Origin of the sequence: Streptomyces sp. NPDC048560 (assembly GCF_040650955.1) — a bacterium.
In the GTDB taxonomy this organism is placed as follows: Bacteria; Actinomycetota; Actinomycetes; order Streptomycetales; family Streptomycetaceae; genus Streptomyces.
Genome location: NZ_JBEZIJ010000004.1, coordinates 312,763 through 331,700 on the forward strand (window position 1 = coordinate 312,763; position 18,938 = coordinate 331,700).

At 69.9% G+C, this 18,938-nt stretch carries 14 protein-coding genes; 6 read left to right on the top strand and 8 right to left on the bottom strand.

Annotation, left to right across the window (positions count from 1 at the left end):
- Positions 1-53: 53 nt before the first annotated feature.
- The 3 genes from AB0C82_RS14215 to metH all read right to left on the bottom strand — a co-directional run bounded on the left by AB0C82_RS14215 (position 54) and on the right by metH (position 6,353).
- The gene (locus AB0C82_RS14215; protein WP_362841003.1) at positions 54-1,655 is read right to left on the bottom strand and encodes an ABC transporter substrate-binding protein; all 1,602 of its coding nucleotides are present in this window, start codon (positions 1,653-1,655) and stop codon (positions 54-56) included.
- 366 nt (positions 1,656-2,021) lie between these two features.
- Complete coding sequence (locus AB0C82_RS14220) at positions 2,022-2,723, bottom strand: HAD family phosphatase (protein WP_362840553.1); 702 nt, start codon at positions 2,721-2,723, stop codon at positions 2,022-2,024.
- A gap of 117 nt (positions 2,724-2,840) precedes the next feature.
- Positions 2,841-6,353: a methionine synthase gene (gene metH / locus AB0C82_RS14225; protein ID WP_362840556.1), complete on the bottom strand. Its 3,513-nt coding sequence runs from the start codon at positions 6,351-6,353 to the stop codon at positions 2,841-2,843.
- A 221-nt stretch (positions 6,354-6,574) separates the two neighbouring features.
- On the opposite strand from metH, the gene AB0C82_RS14230 reads away from it, so the two are divergent.
- The 5 genes from AB0C82_RS14230 (at position 6,575) to AB0C82_RS14250 (ending at position 12,457) form a co-directional block, all read left to right on the top strand.
- Entirely contained in the window at positions 6,575-7,357 is a 783-nt protein-coding gene (locus AB0C82_RS14230; protein ID WP_362840559.1) for an IclR family transcriptional regulator, read from the top strand.
- A gap of 279 nt (positions 7,358-7,636) precedes the next feature.
- Positions 7,637-8,428: an MIP/aquaporin family protein gene (locus AB0C82_RS14235; RefSeq protein WP_362840562.1), complete on the top strand. Its 792-nt coding sequence runs from the start codon at positions 7,637-7,639 to the stop codon at positions 8,426-8,428.
- Positions 8,429-8,484: 56 nt separating this feature from the next.
- A complete protein-coding gene (gene glpK, locus AB0C82_RS14240) occupies positions 8,485-10,035 on the top strand; it encodes a glycerol kinase GlpK (RefSeq protein WP_362840565.1) in 1,551 nt (516 codons plus the stop codon).
- Between the two features lie 6 nt (positions 10,036-10,041).
- The gene (locus AB0C82_RS14245; RefSeq protein WP_362840568.1) at positions 10,042-11,652 is read left to right on the top strand and encodes a glycerol-3-phosphate dehydrogenase/oxidase; all 1,611 of its coding nucleotides are present in this window, start codon (positions 10,042-10,044) and stop codon (positions 11,650-11,652) included.
- 133 nt (positions 11,653-11,785) lie between these two features.
- Complete coding sequence (locus tag AB0C82_RS14250; RefSeq protein ID WP_362840571.1) at positions 11,786-12,457, top strand: FadR/GntR family transcriptional regulator; 672 nt, start codon at positions 11,786-11,788, stop codon at positions 12,455-12,457.
- 84 nt (positions 12,458-12,541) lie between these two features.
- Here the strand turns inward: AB0C82_RS14250 and AB0C82_RS14255 are convergent, their stop codons facing one another.
- Together AB0C82_RS14255 and AB0C82_RS14260 are read right to left on the bottom strand one after the other, a co-directional pair.
- Positions 12,542-13,321: an SDR family oxidoreductase gene (locus tag AB0C82_RS14255; RefSeq protein WP_362840574.1), complete on the bottom strand. Its 780-nt coding sequence runs from the start codon at positions 13,319-13,321 to the stop codon at positions 12,542-12,544.
- Complete coding sequence (locus AB0C82_RS14260) at positions 13,318-14,640, bottom strand: enolase C-terminal domain-like protein (protein ID WP_362840577.1); 1,323 nt, start codon at positions 14,638-14,640, stop codon at positions 13,318-13,320. The genes AB0C82_RS14255 and AB0C82_RS14260 overlap by 4 nt, the downstream gene beginning before the upstream one ends.
- 257 nt (positions 14,641-14,897) lie before the next feature.
- On the opposite strand from AB0C82_RS14260, the gene AB0C82_RS14265 reads away from it, so the two are divergent.
- Positions 14,898-15,977 (top strand): PAC2 family protein, encoded by a 1,080-nt coding sequence (locus AB0C82_RS14265; protein ID WP_362840580.1) that lies wholly within the window; start codon positions 14,898-14,900, stop codon positions 15,975-15,977.
- 119 nt (positions 15,978-16,096) lie between these two features.
- Here the strand turns inward: AB0C82_RS14265 and mshC are convergent, their stop codons facing one another.
- From mshC to AB0C82_RS14280, 3 genes are all read right to left on the bottom strand, one after another.
- Positions 16,097-17,326 (bottom strand): cysteine--1-D-myo-inosityl 2-amino-2-deoxy-alpha-D-glucopyranoside ligase, encoded by a 1,230-nt coding sequence (gene mshC / locus AB0C82_RS14270; RefSeq protein WP_362840583.1) that lies wholly within the window; start codon positions 17,324-17,326, stop codon positions 16,097-16,099.
- Positions 17,327-17,505: 179 nt separating this feature from the next.
- Positions 17,506-18,366: an SCO1664 family protein gene (locus tag AB0C82_RS14275; protein WP_362840586.1), complete on the bottom strand. Its 861-nt coding sequence runs from the start codon at positions 18,364-18,366 to the stop codon at positions 17,506-17,508.
- On the bottom strand, positions 18,330-18,920 hold the full coding sequence (locus AB0C82_RS14280; protein WP_362840589.1) for a DUF3090 domain-containing protein: 591 nt from the start codon (positions 18,918-18,920) through the stop codon (positions 18,330-18,332). Before AB0C82_RS14280 ends, AB0C82_RS14275 begins: the two co-directional genes overlap by 37 nt.
- Between the last annotated feature and the right edge of the window lie 18 nt (positions 18,921-18,938).

Below are 18,938 nucleotides of genomic sequence, written 5' to 3' on the forward strand. Positions count from 1 at the left end.
TTCCGTCGTGCGATCCGGTCCGGGGCGTGTCGCCCCGGACCGGATCTCCGTCGTCACGCGGTGCCGCGTCCCAGCTCCCAGAGGTGGAGGTCGGCGGAGGCGTTGACCGCCCACTCCACTCCTGTGAGGCCGTCGCGGGAGGCGATGTACTGCTTGCCCTGCCAGACCGGGAGTACGGGAACGTCGTCGGCGACGATGTTCTGGAGCCGCTCGAAGGTCTTGGACGCGGCGCTGCGGTCCGTCTCGCGGCGGGACTGCGGGATGAGGGTCTTCTCCGCCACGACCGAGCGGTAGGGCGAGTTGAGGAAATCGTTCTTGTCGAGGAACGGCGCGGTGTAGTTGTCAGGATCCGGGAAGTCCGGGAACCAGCCCATGCCGTAGACGTCGTAGTCGCCGCGCTTCTGCGCCGGACGGTAGTCCGACCAGGGAGTGCCCTCGACGGTCACGTCGAACAGCTTCGAGTCGTTCAGCTGCTGCTTCAGCGTCTCGAACTCGGTGGCGGTCGCGGGCCCGTAATGGTCCGTCGTGTAGTGCAGGGTGAACTTCACGGGTGTGTCGATCCCCGCGGCCCGCAGGGTGTCGGCCGCCTTGGCCGCGTCGGGCTCGCCGTACTTGTTGAAGAACGAGTTGGTGTGGCCTGTGATGGTGGACGGGATCAGCGAGTACAGCGGCTCGGCGGTCGCGCCGTACACCTTGCTGGCGATGGCGCCGCGGTCGATGATCCGGGCCATCGCCTGACGGACGGCCTTGCTCTTCACCGAGGGGGCGTCCGTGTTGAAGCCGAGGTAGCGGATGGCGAGTCCGGGCATCTCGGTGAGCTTGACGCCGTCCTTCGGCTCCACGAGCATCCGGCCGGCCTGCTCGGGCGACATGGTGCGGGTCATCATGTCGACCTTCTCGTCGTCGAGCGCCCTGCCCATCGCGGCGGCGTCCGGGAACAGGTCGAGCTCGACCTTGTCGTTGAGTACCTCCAGGTCACCCTTGTACTTCGGGTTCCTGGTGAAGACGACCTCGGTCACCTGGCCGTCACTGACCTCGGGCTTCATCGTGTACGGGCCGGAGCCGTCGACCTGGAAGCCCTCGCGGGGGCCCTTCGCCGGGTACTTTCCCCGCGGAACGATGCCTGCGGCGGGGGTGGCGAGCTTGTAGGGGAAGGTCGCGTCCGGCGTGCGCAGGTGGAAGATGATCTCGTCTTCGCCCTTGGTCTCGATCATGTCGATGTTGTCGAGCAGACCGGCGGGGCCACTGTCCGAGTTGATGTCCAGGACACGCTGGATGGAGTAGCGCACGTCCTCGGGGGTGAGCGCCGTGCCGTCGGCGAAGGTGAGTCCCTTGCGCAGGGTGCAGCGGTAGCTCTCGTTCTCCGTGTCCGTGAAGACGCAGCTCCTCGCGGCGTCGGGGACCGGTTCACCGCCGCCGCGCGGGACGTGCATGAGGGTCTGCACGGTCTGCCTGAGAACGTTCCAGACGCCCGCCTCGTAGCCGATCGCAGGGTCGAGCGGCGCCGGGTTGTCCTTCGTGGCGATGAACTGGTCCGTGGTGCCGACGACGATGGCTTCCTTGCCCTCGTCCCCGCCGCCCGTCGCGCCGCAGGCGGCGAGTACGGGCGCGAGCAGGCCGGCCACGGCCGGCAGCACCAGCGTCTTGCGGTTCATCTGGTCGTTCTCCCTCATTCCGGCATGTGAGAAAACGAGATTAGTAGGGATAGTCACCGGCCCCTGACGGACGGGTATCCGTCACCCGATCCACGGCCCTCCGGAATTGACGGCACGAGGAATTATCGGCTGGGTCATATATCGCACACCGCGTGAGGCACACCCACAACCAGGGGTTGAAACCGGGGCACAGCACCCGATTTCACCGACGATCAAATCGCCCAGCATCGGACATGACCCATGAAAGGTCAGTTTTCGACTGATTGACATGGACCTGATTCGCCCACACCGGAGGGCGATATTTAGCACACGCTCTACGACCGGGAGCTTTTCCGTACATTCACAGGAATACTCTCGGTGTGCGCCTCAGAGGATTCCGGTGACCAGACCCCGGAGAAATGCGAGATCGACATCCTCGAGCGACCCCACGACGACCCTTCCCGCCGCCGGTGCGATCGGGGCGACGGACGGCACGGCCACCACACGGCACCCCGCGGCCTCCGCCGCCGCCACACCCGTGGCGGTGTCCTCGATGACGGCGCAGCGCAGCGGGTCGGCCCCGAACCCGGACGCCGCGAAGAGGTAGGGCTCCGGGTGGGGCTTGGTGCGGGTCACCTCGTCGCCGGCGACCGTGAGGCCGAAGTGGTGGTGACCGACCGAGTCCAGGACACGGTCGATGATGCGCCGGTGCGAGGCCGAGACGAGGGCCGTGGGCATGTCGTGCGCCGCGAGCTCGGCGAGCAGCCGTGCCGCACCCGGCATCAGTGGCACCCCGCGGTCGATGCGCTTCTCGAAGCAGTCGTTGAGCAGCACCGTGAGCTCGTCCAGGCGGATGTCAGCACCGGTCACGTCGATGAGGTAGCCCGCACTGCGGGTCATCGGGCCGCCGACCACCACGTCGCGCCATGCCTCGTCGAGCCGGTGACCGAGGCCTGCGAAGACCTCCACCTCCGCATCCCACCAGAATCCTTCGGTGTCGACCAGGGTGCCGTCCATGTCGAGAAGGACGGCCTGCAACGTGGAGCCATCGGCCGTGCGGGTCAGGGACGCGGGGATCGTACTGGTCATCCGTACTCCTCCGTAGGGACGAGAAGGCCGACCGCCATTCCCCGAAGGGAACAGCGACCGGCCTCACTGGACCGACCAGTCTACGACGTGACCGGGCGCGATGCGTCGAACGGCGGCTTACCGCGCGTTGAAGTACTTCGCCTCGGGGTGGTGGATGACGATCGCGTCGGTCGACTGCTCCGGGTGCAGCTGGAACTCCTCGGAGAGCTTGACCCCGATGCGCTCCGGCTCCAGGAGCTCGGCGATCTTCGCCCGGTCCTCCAGATCGGGGCAGGCCCCGTAGCCGAGCGAGAAACGCGCTCCCCGGTACTTCAGCGCGAACATGTCCTCGACCCCGGCCGGATCCTCCCCTGCGAAGCCCAGCTCGCTGCGGACCCTGGCGTGCCAGTACTCGGCCAGCGCCTCGGCCAGCTGGACGGACAGGCCGTGCAGCTCCAGGTAGTCGCGGTAGGAGTTGGCCGCGAAGAGTTCGGCCGTGGCCTCGCCGATCTTCGAGCCGACGGTCACGACCTGGAGGCCGATCACATCGCGCTCGCCTGACTCCTCGGGCCGGAAGAAGTCCGCGAGGCACAGCCGGCGCCCGCGGCGCTGGCGGGGGAAGGTGAAGCGGGTGCGCTCGGAGCCGTCCTCGTGCAGCAGGATCAGGTCGTCGCCCTTGGACACGCAGGGGAAGTAGCCGTAGACGACGGCGGCCTCCAGCATGTTCTCCGTGTGGAGCTTGTCGAGCCAGCCGCGCAGGTGCGGGCGTCCCTCGGTCTCGACCAGCTCCTCGTACGTCGGTCCGTCACCGGCGCGGGACTGCTTCAGGCCCCACTGCCCCTTGAAGAGGGCGCCCTCGTCGAGCCAGGATGCGTACTCCTTGAGCGGGATGCCCTTGACGACCCGGGTGCCCCAGAACGGCGGCTCGGGGATGCGGTTGTCGGTGGCCACGTCCGAGCGCACACCGGTCTCGGGCTCGTCCACTTCCAGGACCGCCGTGTCCTTCTTGGCCACCCGGCGCTGCTTCAGCTCCGGCAGGACCGCGCCGGGGACGCCGCGCTTGATGCCGATGAGGGCGTCCATGAGCCGCAGCCCCTCGAACGCGTCGCGGGCGTAACGGACCTCGCCCTCGTAGATCTCGTGGAGGTCCTGCTCGACGTACGCCCTGGTGAGCGCGGCCCCGCCCAGGATGACCGGGAAGTCGGCGGCCATCTTGCGCTGGTTGAGCTCCTCCAGGTTCTCCTTCATGATCACGGTCGACTTCACCAGGAGACCGGACATGCCGATGACATCGGCCCGGTGCTCCTCGGCGGCTTCCAGGATCGCGGAGACGGGCTGCTTGATGCCGAGGTTGACGACGTTGTAGCCGTTGTTGGTGAGGATGATGTCGACGAGGTTCTTGCCGATGTCGTGGACGTCGCCGCGCACGGTGGCGAGCACGATCGTGCCCTTGCCCTCCGCGTCGGACTTCTCCATGTGCGGCTCCAGGTGGGCGACCGCGTTCTTCATGACCTCGGCGGACTGGAGCACGAACGGCAGCTGCATCTGGCCGGAGCCGAAGAGCTCACCGACGACCTTCATGCCCTCCAGGAGGGTTTCGTTGACGATGTCCAGGGCCGGGCGGGTCAGCAGGGCCTCGTCGAGGTCGGCCTGGAGGCCGTTCTTCTCGCCGTCGATGATGCGGCGCTGGAGCCGCTCGTCGAGCGGGAGCGCGAGGAGTTCCTCGGCGCGGCCCTCCTTCATCGACTTCATGTTGACGCCCTCGAAGAGCTCCATGAGCTTCTGGAGGGGGTCGTAGCCCTCGGCGCGGCGGTCGTAGATCAGATCGAGGGCGACCTTGACCTGCTCCTCCTCCAGGCGCGCGATCGGCAGGATCTTGGAGGCGTGCACGATCGCGGAGTCCAGTCCGGCCTTGACGCACTCGTCGAGGAAGACGGAGTTCAGGACGACGCGGGCGGCCGGGTTGAGGCCGAAGGAGATGTTCGACAGGCCGAGGGTGGTCTGTACGTCGGGGCGGCGGCGCTTGAGCTCGCGGATGGCCTCGATGGTCGCGATGCCGTCCTTGCGGGACTCCTCCTGCCCCGTACAGATGGTGAAGGTCAGGGTGTCGATGAGGATGTCCGACTCCTGGACGCCCCAGTTGCCCGTGAGGTCCTCGATGAGGCGCTCGGCGATGGCGACCTTGTGCTCGGGCGTCCTGGCCTGGCCCTCCTCGTCGATGGTCAGCGCGATCAGCGCGGCGCCGTGCTCCTTCGCCAGTGCGGTGACCTTGGCGAAGCGGGATTCGGGGCCGTCGCCGTCCTCGTAGTTGACGGAGTTGATGACCGCGCGGCCGCCCAGCTTCTCCAGGCCGGCCCGGATCACCTCGACCTCGGTGGAGTCGAGCACGATGGGGAGCGTGGAGGCGGTGGCGAAGAGTCCGGCCAGCCGCTCCATGTCGGCGACGCCGTCCCGGCCCACGTAGTCGACGCAGAGGTCGAGCATGTGCGCGCCCTCGCGGATCTGGTCACGGGCCATCTCCACGCAGTCGTCCCAGCGCGCCTCCAGCATGGCCTCGCGGAACTTCTTCGAGCCGTTGGCGTTGGTGCGCTCGCCGATCGCCATGTACGAGGTGTCCTGGCGGAACGACACGGTCTGGTAGAGCGAGGAGGCGCCCGGCTCGGGGCGCGGGTCTCGCGGGCCCGGCGTCATGTCGCGGACGCGCTCGACGACCTGGCGCAGGTGCTCGGGGGTCGAGCCGCAGCAGCCGCCGACCAGCGAGAGGCCGTAGTCGCGTACGAAGTTCTCCTGCGCGTCGGCCATCTCGGGAGCGGTCAGCGGGAAGTGCGCGCCGTCCTTGGTCAGCACCGGCAGGCCCGCGTTGGGCATACACATCAGCGGCGTACGCGAGTGGCGGGCCAGGTAGCGCAGGTGCTCGCTCATCTCGGCCGGGCCCGTGGAGCAGTTCAGGCCGATCAGGTCGATGCCCAGCGGTTCGAGGGCGGTCAGCGCGGCACCGATCTCGGAGCCGAGCAGCATGACGCCGGTCGTCTCGAAGGCCAGCGAGCAGATCAGGGGGACGTCCACGCCCAGGGCGTCCATCGCCCGCCGCGCGCCGATGAGGCTCGACTTGGTCTGCAGCAGGTCCTGCGTGGTCTCCACGATCAGGGCGTCCGCGCCACCGGCGAGGAGGCCCTCCGCGTTCTGCTGGTAGCCGTCGCGGAGCACGTCGTACGCGATGTGGCCGAGGGTGGGCAGCTTGGTGCCGGGGCCCACGGAGCCCAGGACCCAGCGCTGACGGCCGTCCTTGGCGGTGAACTCGTCCGCGACCTCGCGGGCGATCCGGGCGCCCGACTCGGACAGCTCGACGATCCGGTCGGCGATCTCGTACTCGTTCGCCGCGGAGTGGTTCGCACCGAAGGTGTTCGTCTCCACGCAGTCCACGCCGACCGCGAAATACTCCTCGTGCACGGAGCGGACGATGTCCGGGCGGGTGACGTTGAGGATCTCGTTGCAGCCTTCGAGGTTCTCGAAGTCCGCGAGGGTGGGGTCCTGCGCCTGGAGCATCGTGCCCATGGCACCGTCTGCTACCACCACACGTGTGGCGAGCGCCTCACGAAGGGCTTCGGCTCGGTTCCGGCTGTCAGCGGAAGGGGTCGGCGACGAGGCCATGGATGTTCTCCCTGGGATGCGACGGCTGTCGGCTTTGCGGCCTTCCTGTGGAGGGCGCGCCCGGCCAGCGTAGCCGGGAGGCACCACGGGCCGTCACGGCGTCCCACGGGGCGGACGTCATGCTGAGCGGGGGCGGCGCGGCCGTTGCGGGGGCGCGGGCTTCACGGGGCACCGGACATGGGTCGACATCGACCGATAGTGTTCAGCATTGTCGAATCACAATGGAGGAGTACGGCGCGATGGCCAAGAACATCCAGTCGCTGGAGCGGGCGGCAGCGATGCTGCGGCTGCTGGCGGGCGGCGAGCGCCGGCTCGGACTGTCCGACATCTCTTCGTCCCTGGGCCTGGCCAAGGGCACCGCCCACGGCATCCTGCGCACGCTCCAGCACGAGGGGTTCGTCGAGCAGGACGCGGCGTCCGGCCGCTACCAGCTCGGCGCGGAGCTGCTGCGCCTGGGCAACAGCTATCTGGACGTCCACGAGCTGCGGGCCCGGGCCCTGGTGTGGACCGACGACCTGGCGCGCTCCAGCGGCGAGAGCGTCCACCTGGGCGTGCTGCACCAGCACGGCATCCTGATCGTCCACCACGTCTTCCGGCCCGACGACAGCCGCCAGGTGCTGGAGGTGGGGGCCATGCAGCCGCTGCACTCCACGGCCCTGGGCAAGGTGCTGTCCGCCTACGACCCGGTGGCGCACAGCGAGGCCTTCGAGGCCGAGCGGCAGGCCTTCACGCCCCGCACGGTGACCGGCGCGGACGACTTCGAGGCCTTGCTCGACCTCATCCGCGCGCGCGGCTGGGCCTCCGACGAGGAGGAGACCTGGGAAGGGGTGGCCGCCGTGGCCGCGCCCATCCACGACCGGCGGCGGATGCCGGTCGGCGCCGTGGCCGTCACCGGCGCGGTGGAGCGGGTCTGTCCCGGCGGCGAGCTGCGCCCCGAGCTGATCGCGGCCGTGCGGGACTGCGCGCGTGCCGTCTCGCGGGATCTGGGCGCCGGGCGCTTCTGACCTTCCCCGCCGGCCGGGCAACCCGTCGGTAACGATCGGGCTCCGCACCGAGTCGTATCCGCCAGAGCTCTTGACGTCGCATTCACCGGGGAGAAACATTGCCGTTCACCGGTCGGCATTGTCGAACGCCTTACGGCAGTACGCGTTAGGGTGTGACAGTGCCACGGACCGGTCGGCCCAAACAGGTGAGTACCCGCACAGCGTGGATACCAACCTCGGGCGCGAACCACCGGAGGGACCCGGTGTTCGCCTTCCCCCTGGACGACAAAGGAGTCACGGGTGTCCAGCTCCGACATCTTCATCGGCGAGACCATCGGTACCGCCGTTCTCATCCTCCTCGGCGGCGGAGTGTGCGCCGCCGTCACGCTGAAGCGATCCAAGGCACGGAACGCCGGATGGCTCGCCATCACCTTCGGGTGGGGTTTCGCCGTGCTGACCGCCGCCTACCTGGCCGGCGGCGTCTCCGGCGCGCACCTCAACCCGGCGGTGACGCTCGGCCTCGCCATTCAGGGCGGCACCGAGTGGGGCGACGTACCGCTGTACCTGGCCTCCCAGCTGCTGGGCGCCATGATCGGCGCGGTACTGGTCTGGGCGGTGTACTACGGGCAGTTCCACGCCCACCTCACCGATCCCGAGATCGTGCGCGACCAGCCCGCCGAAGAGGGCATGGTCGACCAGTCGGCCGCCCCGAAGGCGGGCCCCGTACTGGGCATCTTCTCCACGGGCCCGGAGATCCGGAACGCCGTGCAGAACGTCGTCACCGAGGTCATCGCCACGGTGGTCCTCGTGCTGGCGATCCTGACCCAGGGTCTCAACAACGACGGCAACGGCCTCGGCACCCTCGGTGCCCTGATCACCTCTCTGGTCGTCGTCGGAATCGGTCTCTCGCTCGGCGGTCCGACCGGCTACGCAATCAACCCGGTTCGCGACCTCGGTCCGCGTATCGTGCACGCGCTGCTGCCGCTGCCGAACAAGGGCGGTTCCGACTGGGGCTACGCCTGGGTACCGATTGTCGGACCGCTCATCGGCGGTGCGATCGCCGGCGGGCTCTACAACGTCGCCTTCGCGTGAGCCGCAGAGCTCAGAGCCGTAACCCTCAGCACTCACAGACCTCCGGGGAGCACACCGTGACCGAAGCACACACCACCGGGAGCCACGGCACCGGTCCGTTCATCGCCGCCATCGACCAGGGCACCACCTCCAGCCGCTGCATCGTCTTCGACAAGGACGGCCGGATCGTCTCCGTCGACCAGAAGGAGCACGAGCAGATCTTCCCGAAGCCGGGCTGGGTCGAGCACGACGCCTCCGAGATCTGGACCAACGTCCAGGAGGTCGTCGCCGGCGCCATCTCCAAGGCGGGCATCACCTCAGCCGACGTCAAGGCGATCGGCATCACCAACCAGCGCGAGACGACGCTGCTCTGGGACAAGAACACCGGCGAGCCCGTCCACAACGCCCTCGTCTGGCAGGACACCCGTACCGACGCGCTCTGCAAGGAGCTCGGCCGCAACGTCGGCCAGGACCGTTTCCGCCGCGAGACCGGCCTGCCCCTCGCCTCGTACTTCGCCGGGCCCAAGGTCCGCTGGCTCCTCGACAACGTCGAGGGTCTGCGCGAGCGCGCCGAGCGGGGCGAGATCCTCTTCGGGACCATGGACTCCTGGGTCATCTGGAACCTCACCGGAGGCACCGACGGCGGCGTCCACGTCACGGACGTCACCAACGCCTCCCGCACCCTCCTGATGAACCTGCACACCATGCAGTGGGACGAGAAGATCCTCCAGTCGATCGACATCCCGCCGACCGTGCTGCCGGAGATCCGCTCCTCCGCCGAGGTCTACGGACACGCCAAGGGCGGCGTCCTGGACGGCATCCCGGTGGCGTCCGCGCTCGGCGACCAGCAGGCCGCGCTCTTCGGCCAGACCTGTTTCGCCCAGGGCGAGGCGAAGTCCACGTACGGCACCGGCACCTTCATGCTGATGAACACCGGTCACACGCCCGTCAACTCCTACAACGGGCTGCTGACGACCGTCGGATACCGCATCGGCGACCAGAAGGCGGTGTACGCCCTCGAAGGCTCCATCGCCGTCACCGGCTCGCTGGTGCAGTGGATGCGCGACCAGATGGGTCTCATCAAGTCCGCGGCCGAGATCGAGACCCTGGCCTCCTCGGTCGAGGACAACGGCGGCGCGTACTTCGTGCCCGCCTTCTCCGGTCTCTTCGCCCCCTACTGGCGCCCCGACGCCCGAGGCGTCATCGCCGGTCTCACCCGCTACGTCACCAAGGCGCACATCGCCCGTGCCGTGCTCGAGGCCACCGCCTGGCAGACCCGCGAGATCAGCGACGCCATGACCAAGGACTCCGGCGTCGAACTGACCGCACTCAAGGTCGACGGCGGAATGACCTCCAACAACCTGCTGATGCAGACCCTCTCCGACTTCCTGGACGCGCCCGTGGTGCGCCCCATGGTCGCCGAGACCACCTGCCTCGGCGCCGCCTACGCCGCCGGTCTCGCCGTCGGCTTCTGGCCGGACACCGACGCGCTGCGCGCCAACTGGCGCCGGGCCGCCGAGTGGACACCCCGTATGGACGCGGCCACCCGTGACCGCGAGTACAAGAGCTGGCTCAAGGCCGTCGAACGATCGATGGGCTGGCTCGACGAAGACACTGTCGAGGAGTAAAGCGATATGACCACCCTGCAGAGCGTCCCCGCCCTCGGGACGCATCCGGCCTCCGGCTCCCTCCCGAGCCGTGCCGAGACCCGGGAGCAGCTGTCCAAGGCGACGTACGACCTCCTGGTGATCGGCGGCGGCATCCTGGGCATCTCCACCGCCTGGCACGCCGCGCAGTCCGGACTGCGGGTGGCGCTGGTGGACGCCGGCGACTTCGCCGGCGCCACCTCCTCCGCCTCCTCCAAGCTTCTCCACGGCGGTCTGCGCTACCTGCAGACCGGCGCGGTGAAGCTGGTGGCGGAGAACCACTTCGAGCGGCGCGCCGTCTCGCGTCAGGTCGCGCCGCACCTGGCCAATCCGCTCACCTTCTACCTGCCGGTCTACAAGGGCGGCCCGCACGGCGCGGCCAAGCTCGGCGCGGGCGTCTTCGCCTACTCCGCGCTCTCCGCGTTCGGTGACGGCGTCGGCCATGTGATCAGCCCGGCGAAGGCGCAGCGCGCTGTGCCCGAGCTGCGTACGGACAATCTGAAGGCCGTCGCGGTCTACGGCGACGACCAGATGAACGACGCCCGCATGGCGCTGATGACCGTACGCGCGGCGGTCGACGCGGGCGCGACCGTCCTCAACCACGCCGCGGTCACCGGACTGCGGTTCACCCGGGGCCGGGTGACCGGAGCCGATCTGCGGGACAGCGCCGACGGTACGGAGTTCGGCGTGAACGCCCGCCTCGTGCTGAACGCCACCGGCCCGTGGGTCGACCACCTCCGCAAAATGGAGGACCCGAACGCGGCTCCTTCGATACGGCTGTCCAAGGGCGCGCACCTGGTGCTCAAGCGCACCCGCCCCTGGAAGGCCGCCCTCGCCACCCCGATCGACAAGTACCGGATCACGTTCGCGCTCCCCTGGGAGGACATGCTGCTGCTCGGCACGACCGACGAGGAGTACGAGGGGGATCCGGCGGACGTCGCGGTGACCGAGAAGGACACGGCCCAGATCCTGGACGAGGCGGCGTTCTCCGTCCGCGACCAGCAGCTGTCCCGTGACCTGATCACGTACTCCTTCGCCGGTCTGCGAGTGCTGCCGGGCGGCCCCGGCAGCACGTCCAAGGCCAAGCGCGAGACCGTCGTGACGGAGGGCCGTGGCGGGATGCTCTCGGTCGCGGGCGGCAAGTGGACGACGTTCCGCCACATCGGCCGCACCGTGATGACCAAGCTGGCCGCGCTCCCGGGCCACCCGCTCGCGGACGACATGGAGCCGATGGCCCGGCTGCCGAAGAAGCTCCCGCTGCCCGGCATCGCCAACCCCCAGGCGGTCGCGCACCGGCTGCTGATCGACGGGGGTACGCCGGGTCCGCGGATGGCGGCCGACACGGCCAGGCACCTCGCCACCCACTACGGCTCGCTGTCCTTCGACATCGCGCGGCTCGCCAACGAGAACCCGGCGCTGGCCGAGCGGGTCCACCCGGACGCGCCGGAGATCTGGGCGCAGGTCGTGTACGCCCGGGACCACGAGTGGGCCGAGACGGCGGACGACGTACTGCGCCGGCGTACGACGCTGACCATCCGTGGGCTTGCCACGGACGACATCAGGACGCGGGTCGAGGGCCTGCTCGCCGACCGGGGCTGAGACACGGCAGGTGCGGGGGCGGCTTCCGGGGGGAAGCCGCCCCCGTTCGCCTTGCCTCACCGGCTGCGCGGACCCTCATAATGGCCGAAGACATCGGATGTCTGATTCCCGTCCGGATTCCAGGAGGACCGTCATGGCTGTCACCGACGAGGCGATCGAGAAGATCAAGGAAATGATCGTCTCGGGTGCTCTGAGGCCCGGTGACCGGCTCCCCAAGGAGAGCGAACTCGCCGCGGAGCTGGGGCTGTCCCGCAACTCCCTCCGGGAGGCCGTACGCGCCCTGTCGCTGATCCGCATCCTCGACGTGCGGCAGGGCGACGGCACCTACGTCACCAGCCTGGACCCGCAACTGCTCCTGGAAGCACTGAGCTTCGTGGTGGACTTCCACCGCGACGACACCGTGCTGGAATTCCTCGCGGTACGCCGGATCCTCGAACCGGCCGCCACGGCGATGGCCGCGAGCCGGATGAGCGACGCGCAGCTGGAACTGCTCGGCTCGCAGCTCGACGAGCTGGGCGAGCAGCCTTCCGTGGAACAACTCGTGTCCGCGGACCTGGAGTTCCACCGCAGCATCGTCCAGTCGTCGGGCAACTCGGTGCTGTGTTCGCTGCTCGACGGGCTCTCCGGACCGACGACGCGGGCCAGGGTCTGGCGCGGTCTGACCCAGGAGGACGCCGTCAGCCGCACGCTGTACGAGCACCGGGCGATCCTCGCCGCGCTGCGGGACAGGGACGCGGAGGCCGCGCGGTCCTGGGCGACCGTCCACGTGGCGAGCGTGGAGCAGTGGCTGCGCTCCACGCTGTGAGCTGCGGAACGCCTACGGGCCGGGGGCGGCGTGCCCCCGGCCCGTCGTGTGGTGCGCACCGGCTCGGCCCTGGACGGCCAGGAGTCAGCCGGTCGGCGGGCGCAGCCGCAGGCCCTGCATCCCGCCGTCGACGGCGAGTGAGGCGCCGGTGACGGAGGCGGCGCCGGGCCCGGCGAGGTAGACGACCGCCGCCGCGACCTCTTCCGCCGCCACCAGCCGTCCCAGGGGCTGGCGGGCGTCGAGGGCGGCGCGTTCGGCGACCGGGTCGTCGGCCCGGTCGAGGAGTCTGCCGATCCACGGGGTGTCCGCGGTGCCGGGGTTGACGCAGTTGACCCGGATGCCCTCACGGACGTGGTCGGCGGCCATGGCGAGGGTGAGGGAGAGCACCGCCCCCTTGCTCGCGCTGTAGAGCGCGCGTTGCGGGATGCCCGCCGTGGCCGCGATCGAGCAGGTGTGGGTGATCGAGACGGCTCCGGGACGGTCCGCCGCGGCCCGGCGCAGATGCGGGAGGGCGTGGCGGGCGGTGCGGACCATGCCGAGGACGTTGACGTCCAGGACCCTCGTCCATTCTTCGTCCGTGTTGTCCTCCACGGTGCCGATCGAGCCGATGCCCGCGTTGGACACGAGGGTGTGCAGGCCGCCCATCTCGGCGGCGGCCCGGTCGACCGCTTCCCGCACCGCCGCGTCGTCGGTCACGTCGGCCTGGAACGCGAGCGCACCACGCGGTGCTCCCGCCGTCTCCCGGTCGAGTACGGCGACGGTCGCGCCGCGTTCCAGGAGCAGGGTGGCGACGGCGGCCCCGATCCCGGACGCCCCGCCCGTCACCAGGGCTGACATGCCGTCGAATTCCGGTGCACGGGTCATCGGGCGTTCTCCTCGGTCGTACGGTGGGCCTGCCAGACGGGGCCCTCGGGATAGCGGTGACCGGCGATCGACCCGGGAAGCATCCGGGCGGAGAACCCGGGCGCGAGCGGCGCCCGGTATCTGCCGTTCTCGATCACGGCGGGATCGGCGAAGTGCTCGTGGAGGTGGTCGACGTACTCGATCACCCGGTCCTCCCAGGTCCCGGACACCGCCACGTAGTCGAACATCGAGAGGTGCTGCACCAGTTCGCAGAGCCCGACGCCTCCGGCGTGCGGGCAGACGGGGACGCCGAACTTCGCGGCGAGCAGCAGGATCGCCAGGTTCTCGTTGACTCCGGCGACCCGGGCGGCGTCGATCTGCACGAAGTCGACGGCACCTGCCTGGAGCAGCTGCTTGAACACGACCCGGTTGGCCACGTGTTCGCCGGTGGCGACCTTGACGGGCTGTCCGGCGCGCACGGCGGCGTGGCCGAGTACGTCGTCGGGGCTGGTGGGCTCCTCGATCCAGTGCGGGTCGTACGGCGCGAGGGCCTTCATCCACTCCACCGCCTCAGCGACGTCCCAACGCTGGTTGGCGTCGACCGCGATCCGGATGCCGGGGCCGACCGCCTCACGGGCGAGGGACATCCGGCGTACGTCGTCGCCGAGATCCGCCCCGACCTTCAGTTTGATCTGGCCGAAGCCGTCGGCCACCGCCTCCTTGGAGAGGCGTACGAGCTTGTCGTCCTCGTATCCCAGCCAGCCGGGCGACGTCGTGTACGCGGGATAGCCCTGCGCCAGGAGGAGTTCAGTGCGCTCGGCGCGGCCCGGTTCGGCGGCCCGCAGGATGGCGAGCGCCTCCTCGGGTGTGAGGGCGTCGCCGAGGTAGCGGAAGTCGACGAGGGAGACGAGCTCCTCCGGGGTCATCCCGGCGAGGAACTGCCATACGGGCTTGCCCGCGCCGGCCGCCGCCAGGTCCCAGGCGGCGTTGACGACCGCACCGACCGCCATGTGCATCACGCCCTTCTCGGGCCCGAGCCACCGCAGTTGGGAGTCGTGCGTGAGCTCCCGGTACAGCGCCCCGAGGTCGGCGGCGGTACGTGGCGCCGGCCGCCCCACCACGTACGGCCGCAGGGCCTCGATGGCGGCCGCCATGATCTCGTTGCCGCGTCCGATGGTGAAGCAGAAGCCGTGGCCCTCGGCCCCGGCGTGGCCGGTCCGCAGGACGACGTAGGCGGCGGAGTAGTCGGGGTCGGGGTTCATGGCGTCCGAACCGTCCAGCTGTTCCGAGGTGGGGAACCGGATGTCGTGGACCTCGAAATCCGTGACGGTCTGACTCATGTGCGCCCCCAGGGGATTAACATCGGACCTCTTCAGTGTCATCCGATGTATAGCGTCCCTCCCGGCCGGACGTCCAGGGTCCGAACGTGATTCGGCCGTCACAGCTCGGATGAATCGCGCATCTGATGCCCCGTTAAGGCGGTTGATTAACACACGCACGCGCAGTTCACCCGCCCGTGCCCGGAGACTGCGGTGGGACAGCCCGGAAGCCGTAAGGTTGGTGCGTACACAAGGAGAAACTTCGGAAGGGGGTCTGGGTGATCGAGCTCGAGGGGGTACCCGAGCTGGTCGACCCGGTCATGGTGGCCGCGTTCGAGGGCTGGAACGACGCCGGTGACGCCGCCTCCACAGCTGTCGGACATCTGGACCGGGAGTGGAAGGGCGAGGTGTTCGCGGCGCTCGACGCCGAGGACTACTACGACTTCCAGGTCAACCGCCCCACGGTGTGGCTGGACGGCGGGGTGCGCAAGATCACCTGGCCCACCACCCGCCTCTCCGTGGTCCGCGTCGGCGGGGACAAGCCGCGCGATCTGGTGCTGGTCCGGGGCATCGAACCGTCGATGCGCTGGCGTTCGTTCTGCAACGAGATCCTCGGCTTCGCCCATGAACTGGGCGTCGAGATGGTCGTCATCCTCGGGGCGCTGCTCGGCGACACCCCGCACACCCGGCCGGTGCCGGTCAGCGGCGTGACGTCCGATCCGGACCTGGCCAGGACGATGGATCTGGAGGAGACACGCTACGAGGGCCCGACGGGCATCGTCGGCATCCTCCAGGAGGCGTGCACCCACGCGGGAGTTCCCGCGGTGAGTCTGTGGGCGGCGGTGCCGCACTATGTGTCGCAACCGCCCAACCCGAAGGCGACGCTGGCACTCCTGAACCGCCTGGAGGACCTGCTCGGCCTGCCGATTCCACTGGGCGAACTGGCCGAGGACGCCCGCGCCTGGCAGGTCGGGGTGGACCAACTGGCCGCCGAGGACAGCGAGGTGGCCGAGTACGTCCAGACGCTGGAGGAGGCCCGCGACACCGCGGAGCTGCCCGAGGCGACCGGCGAGGCCATCGCCCGGGAGTTCGAGCGCTATCTGCGGCGCCGGGACGGCGGTCCGGGCCAGGGACCGGGCGGGCACGCGACGGAGAGCGGTGACGTCCCCTATCTGCGGGACCCGTCGAGCGGCCGCACCAGACCGCCGAAACCGCCTCGTCCGGAGCCCGGCGCGGGGACAGGCCCCGCCGACACCGGCAAGGCGTCCGGGGATTCCCCGGAGAACCCGGAGCCGGCACCGGGCCGGGACCCTGACGCGGACCCGTCCGGCGACGACGGGGACACCCCGGAGAACTGACCGGCCGGGCGGGTCGTGTACCCGCCCGGCGGACGAAAGGGAACCGGCCCCGAACCTCGTGAGAAGTCCGAGGCCGGTCCGGGGAACGGGTCCGTGCGGTGGTTCACACCGTCCGGCTGCTACAGGGCCACTCCGAGCAGCGCGTCGACGGTGCGCGAGACGAGGCCGGGAGCGCCCTCGTCCTCGCCGCCCTCAGCGGTCTGCAGGGCGGCCCAGCGGTCCACGGCGGCGAGTGCGGCCGGGGTGTCCAGGTCGTCGGCGAGGGCCTCGCGGACCTCTTCGACGAGGGCGTCGGCGGACCGTCCGTCGGGGCGGGAGACGGCGGCGCGCCACCGTGCCAGCCGCTCGACCGCGTCGGCCAGCACCTGGTCGGTCCACTCCCAGTCGGACCGGTAGTGGTGCGAGAGCAGGGAGAGGCGGATCGCGGCCGGGTCCACGCCTTCGCGGCGCAGCGCCGACACGAAGACGAGGTTGCCCTTGGACTTCGACATCTTCTCGCCGTTCAGGCCGACCATGCCGGCGTGGACGTACGCCTGGGCGAACGGGTGCTCACCGGTCAGTGCCTGGGCGTGCGAGGCGCCCATCTCGTGGTGCGGGAAGACGAGGTCGGAACCGCCTCCCTGGACGTCGAAGCCCATTCCGAGGTGGTCGAGGGCGATGGCGACGCACTCGATGTGCCAGCCGGGGCGGCCGAGCCCGAGCGTGCCCCCGTCCCAGCTCGGCTCGCCCTCACGGGCGGCCATCCACAGCATCGGGTCCAGGGGGTTCTTCTTGCCGGGGCGCTCGGGGTCGCCGCCGCGCTCGGCGGAGAGCAGCCGCATCGCCTCGGCGTCCAGGTTGGAGACCTCGCCGAAGTGCGGGTCGGCCTCGACGGAGAAGTACACGTCACCGTCGAGCTCGTAGGCGGCGCCCGAGTCCCGGAGGCGTTCGACGAGCGGGACGATGCCAGGTATCGACTCCACCGCGCCGATGTAGTGCTGCGGCGGGAGCATTCGCAGGGCGGTCATGTCCTCGCGGAAGAGGGCCGTCTCGCGCTCGGCGAGCTCGGTCCAGTCCTGACCGTCGCGTACGGCCCGCTCCAGCAGCGGATCATCCACGTCGGTCACGTTCTGGACGTAGTGAACCTGCCGCTTGGTGTCGAGCCACACGCGCTGAACGAGGTCGAACGCGTTGTAGGTCGCCGCATGACCCATGTGGGTCGCGTCGTACGGCGTGATGCCGCAGACATAGATGCGGGCGACGGGACCGGGGTCAAGGGTGATCCGTCCGCCGGTCGCGGTGTCGTGGATCCGAAGGTCGCGGCCCTTGCCAGGCAGGGCGGGGACCTCAGAAGCGGGCCAGGCATGCATGTCATGAGCGTAACCGGACGATGCTTCCGGATACGAACCGGACCTGAATCCTGGCCGGGGACGCGGTCTTGACGACGAGCTCCGCACCGCTCCCGCAGCAGGACGGAGCCCCGGCGAGTCCGGACGGGTGGCCGGAAGCCGTAGCCGGGCGGCCAGGCCGCGTACGTGGGCCCCGCCCGTCAGACCGGGGGCCAGGGAATGGCCGGCCATTCCCCGCTCGGCTGCGGGTGCAGCCCCGTCGTCAGCAGGTCCCCCACACGCCCCCGCAGCGCGTCCAGCTCCGCTCCGGTGATCAGCTCGCCCAACCGGGTGGCGAGTTTCGCGCCGGGAGCCAGTTCGGCGGCAAGCCGGCCCAGCACCTCGACGGCCTCGTCCGTCAGCGCCTCGCCCGCCCAGCCCCACAGCAGGGTGCGCAGCTTGTCGTCGGCGTTGAATGTGACCCCGTGATCGATGCCGTACAGCCGGCCGCCCGGCGCGGGCAGCAGGTGGCCGCCCTTCCGGTCTCCGTTGTTGATCACCGCGTCGAGCACAGCGAGGCGTCGCAGCCGGGGGTCGTCGGCATGGACGAGCAGGGCGGTCTTCCCTTCGCCGACCTCCGCGAAGCCCACGGCCTTCCAGCCCTCGCCCGGCTCCTCGTCCTCGACGAGCGCCAGCAGTGTCGGCTCGGCCACGTCGGTGGAACCGTCCGGCGCCGCCTCGATCCAGAGCTGGCACATGCCTTCTCCGTACGGCCCGTCACGCAGCACGGTCGGCGGCACCAGACCCCATCCGGTCGCCTCGGAGATCTCGAACGCCGCCACCTCCCGCTGGGCGAGGGTGCCGTCGGGGAAGTCCCACAGCGGCTGCTCCCCGGCGACGGGCTTGTAGACGCAGGTCCGCTGCTCGCCCTCGTACTCGACGGTGCAGTAGAGCACCGCGTTGGACGCGCCCCGGACCTGGCCCTGCACCGTGAGCCGCCCCTTCGCGAGCAGGGTCAGCAGCTCCGTACCCGTCGGGGTCCCGGTCATGCTCCGCGACGGTATCCGTTCTGGCGCGGGCATACGTGTCCTTCCGGATCGAGCGGCAGGCTGCACAGCGGGCACGGGGGACGGCCGGCGTTCACGACGTCCAGGGCGCGCTTGGCGAACGCCCGTGCCTGCGCGCCGCTCAGCCGTACGCGGAGCATCGGCGGGCCGTTCTCCTCGTCCTGCAGAAGCCTTTCCTCGGCCTCCGCGAGGTCGTCCACGGAATCGGCGTCCAGTTCGACGAGCGCCTGCGCCTCGACGATCATCCGCTGCTCCTCACCGTCCCAGGCGAGAGCCATCGTGCCGACCCTGAACTCCTCCTCGACGGGCGCGTCGAGCGGTGCGGTGTCGGTGACGTCCATGGGGGCCACGGCGGGCACCGGCGAATTGCCGCCGGTGCGTCTCACGACCTCGTCGAGCAGTTCGTCGATCCGTTCGGCCAGCGCGGCGACCTGAGTCTTCTCCAGGGCGACGCTGGTGACGCGGCCCCTGGAGGATGCCTGCAGGAAAAACGTACGGCGGCCAGGCAGCCCGACCGTACCGGCCACGAAACGGTCCGGGGGGTCATAGAGGAACACCTGACGGGACACGTCCTGTCTCCCTTGAGA

Coding starts and splice junctions, on each gene's coding strand:
- mshC (WP_362840583.1), bottom strand. CDS start 17,326: ATGCATGCCTGGCCCGCTTCTGAGGTCCCCGCCCTGCCTGGCAAGGGC.
- AB0C82_RS14220 (WP_362840553.1), bottom strand. CDS start 2,723: ATGACCAGTACGATCCCCGCGTCCCTGACCCGCACGGCCGATGGCTCC.
- AB0C82_RS14245 (WP_362840568.1), top strand. CDS start 10,042: ATGACCACCCTGCAGAGCGTCCCCGCCCTCGGGACGCATCCGGCCTCC.
- AB0C82_RS14275 (WP_362840586.1), bottom strand. CDS start 18,366: ATGCCCGCGCCAGAACGGATACCGTCGCGGAGCATGACCGGGACCCCG.
- AB0C82_RS14215 (WP_362841003.1), bottom strand. CDS start 1,655: ATGAACCGCAAGACGCTGGTGCTGCCGGCCGTGGCCGGCCTGCTCGCG.
- AB0C82_RS14250 (WP_362840571.1), top strand. CDS start 11,786: ATGGCTGTCACCGACGAGGCGATCGAGAAGATCAAGGAAATGATCGTC.
- AB0C82_RS14260 (WP_362840577.1), bottom strand. CDS start 14,640: ATGAGTCAGACCGTCACGGATTTCGAGGTCCACGACATCCGGTTCCCC.
- AB0C82_RS14255 (WP_362840574.1), bottom strand. CDS start 13,321: ATGACCCGTGCACCGGAATTCGACGGCATGTCAGCCCTGGTGACGGGC.
- metH (WP_362840556.1), bottom strand. CDS start 6,353: ATGGCCTCGTCGCCGACCCCTTCCGCTGACAGCCGGAACCGAGCCGAA.
- AB0C82_RS14230 (WP_362840559.1), top strand. CDS start 6,575: ATGGAGGAGTACGGCGCGATGGCCAAGAACATCCAGTCGCTGGAGCGG.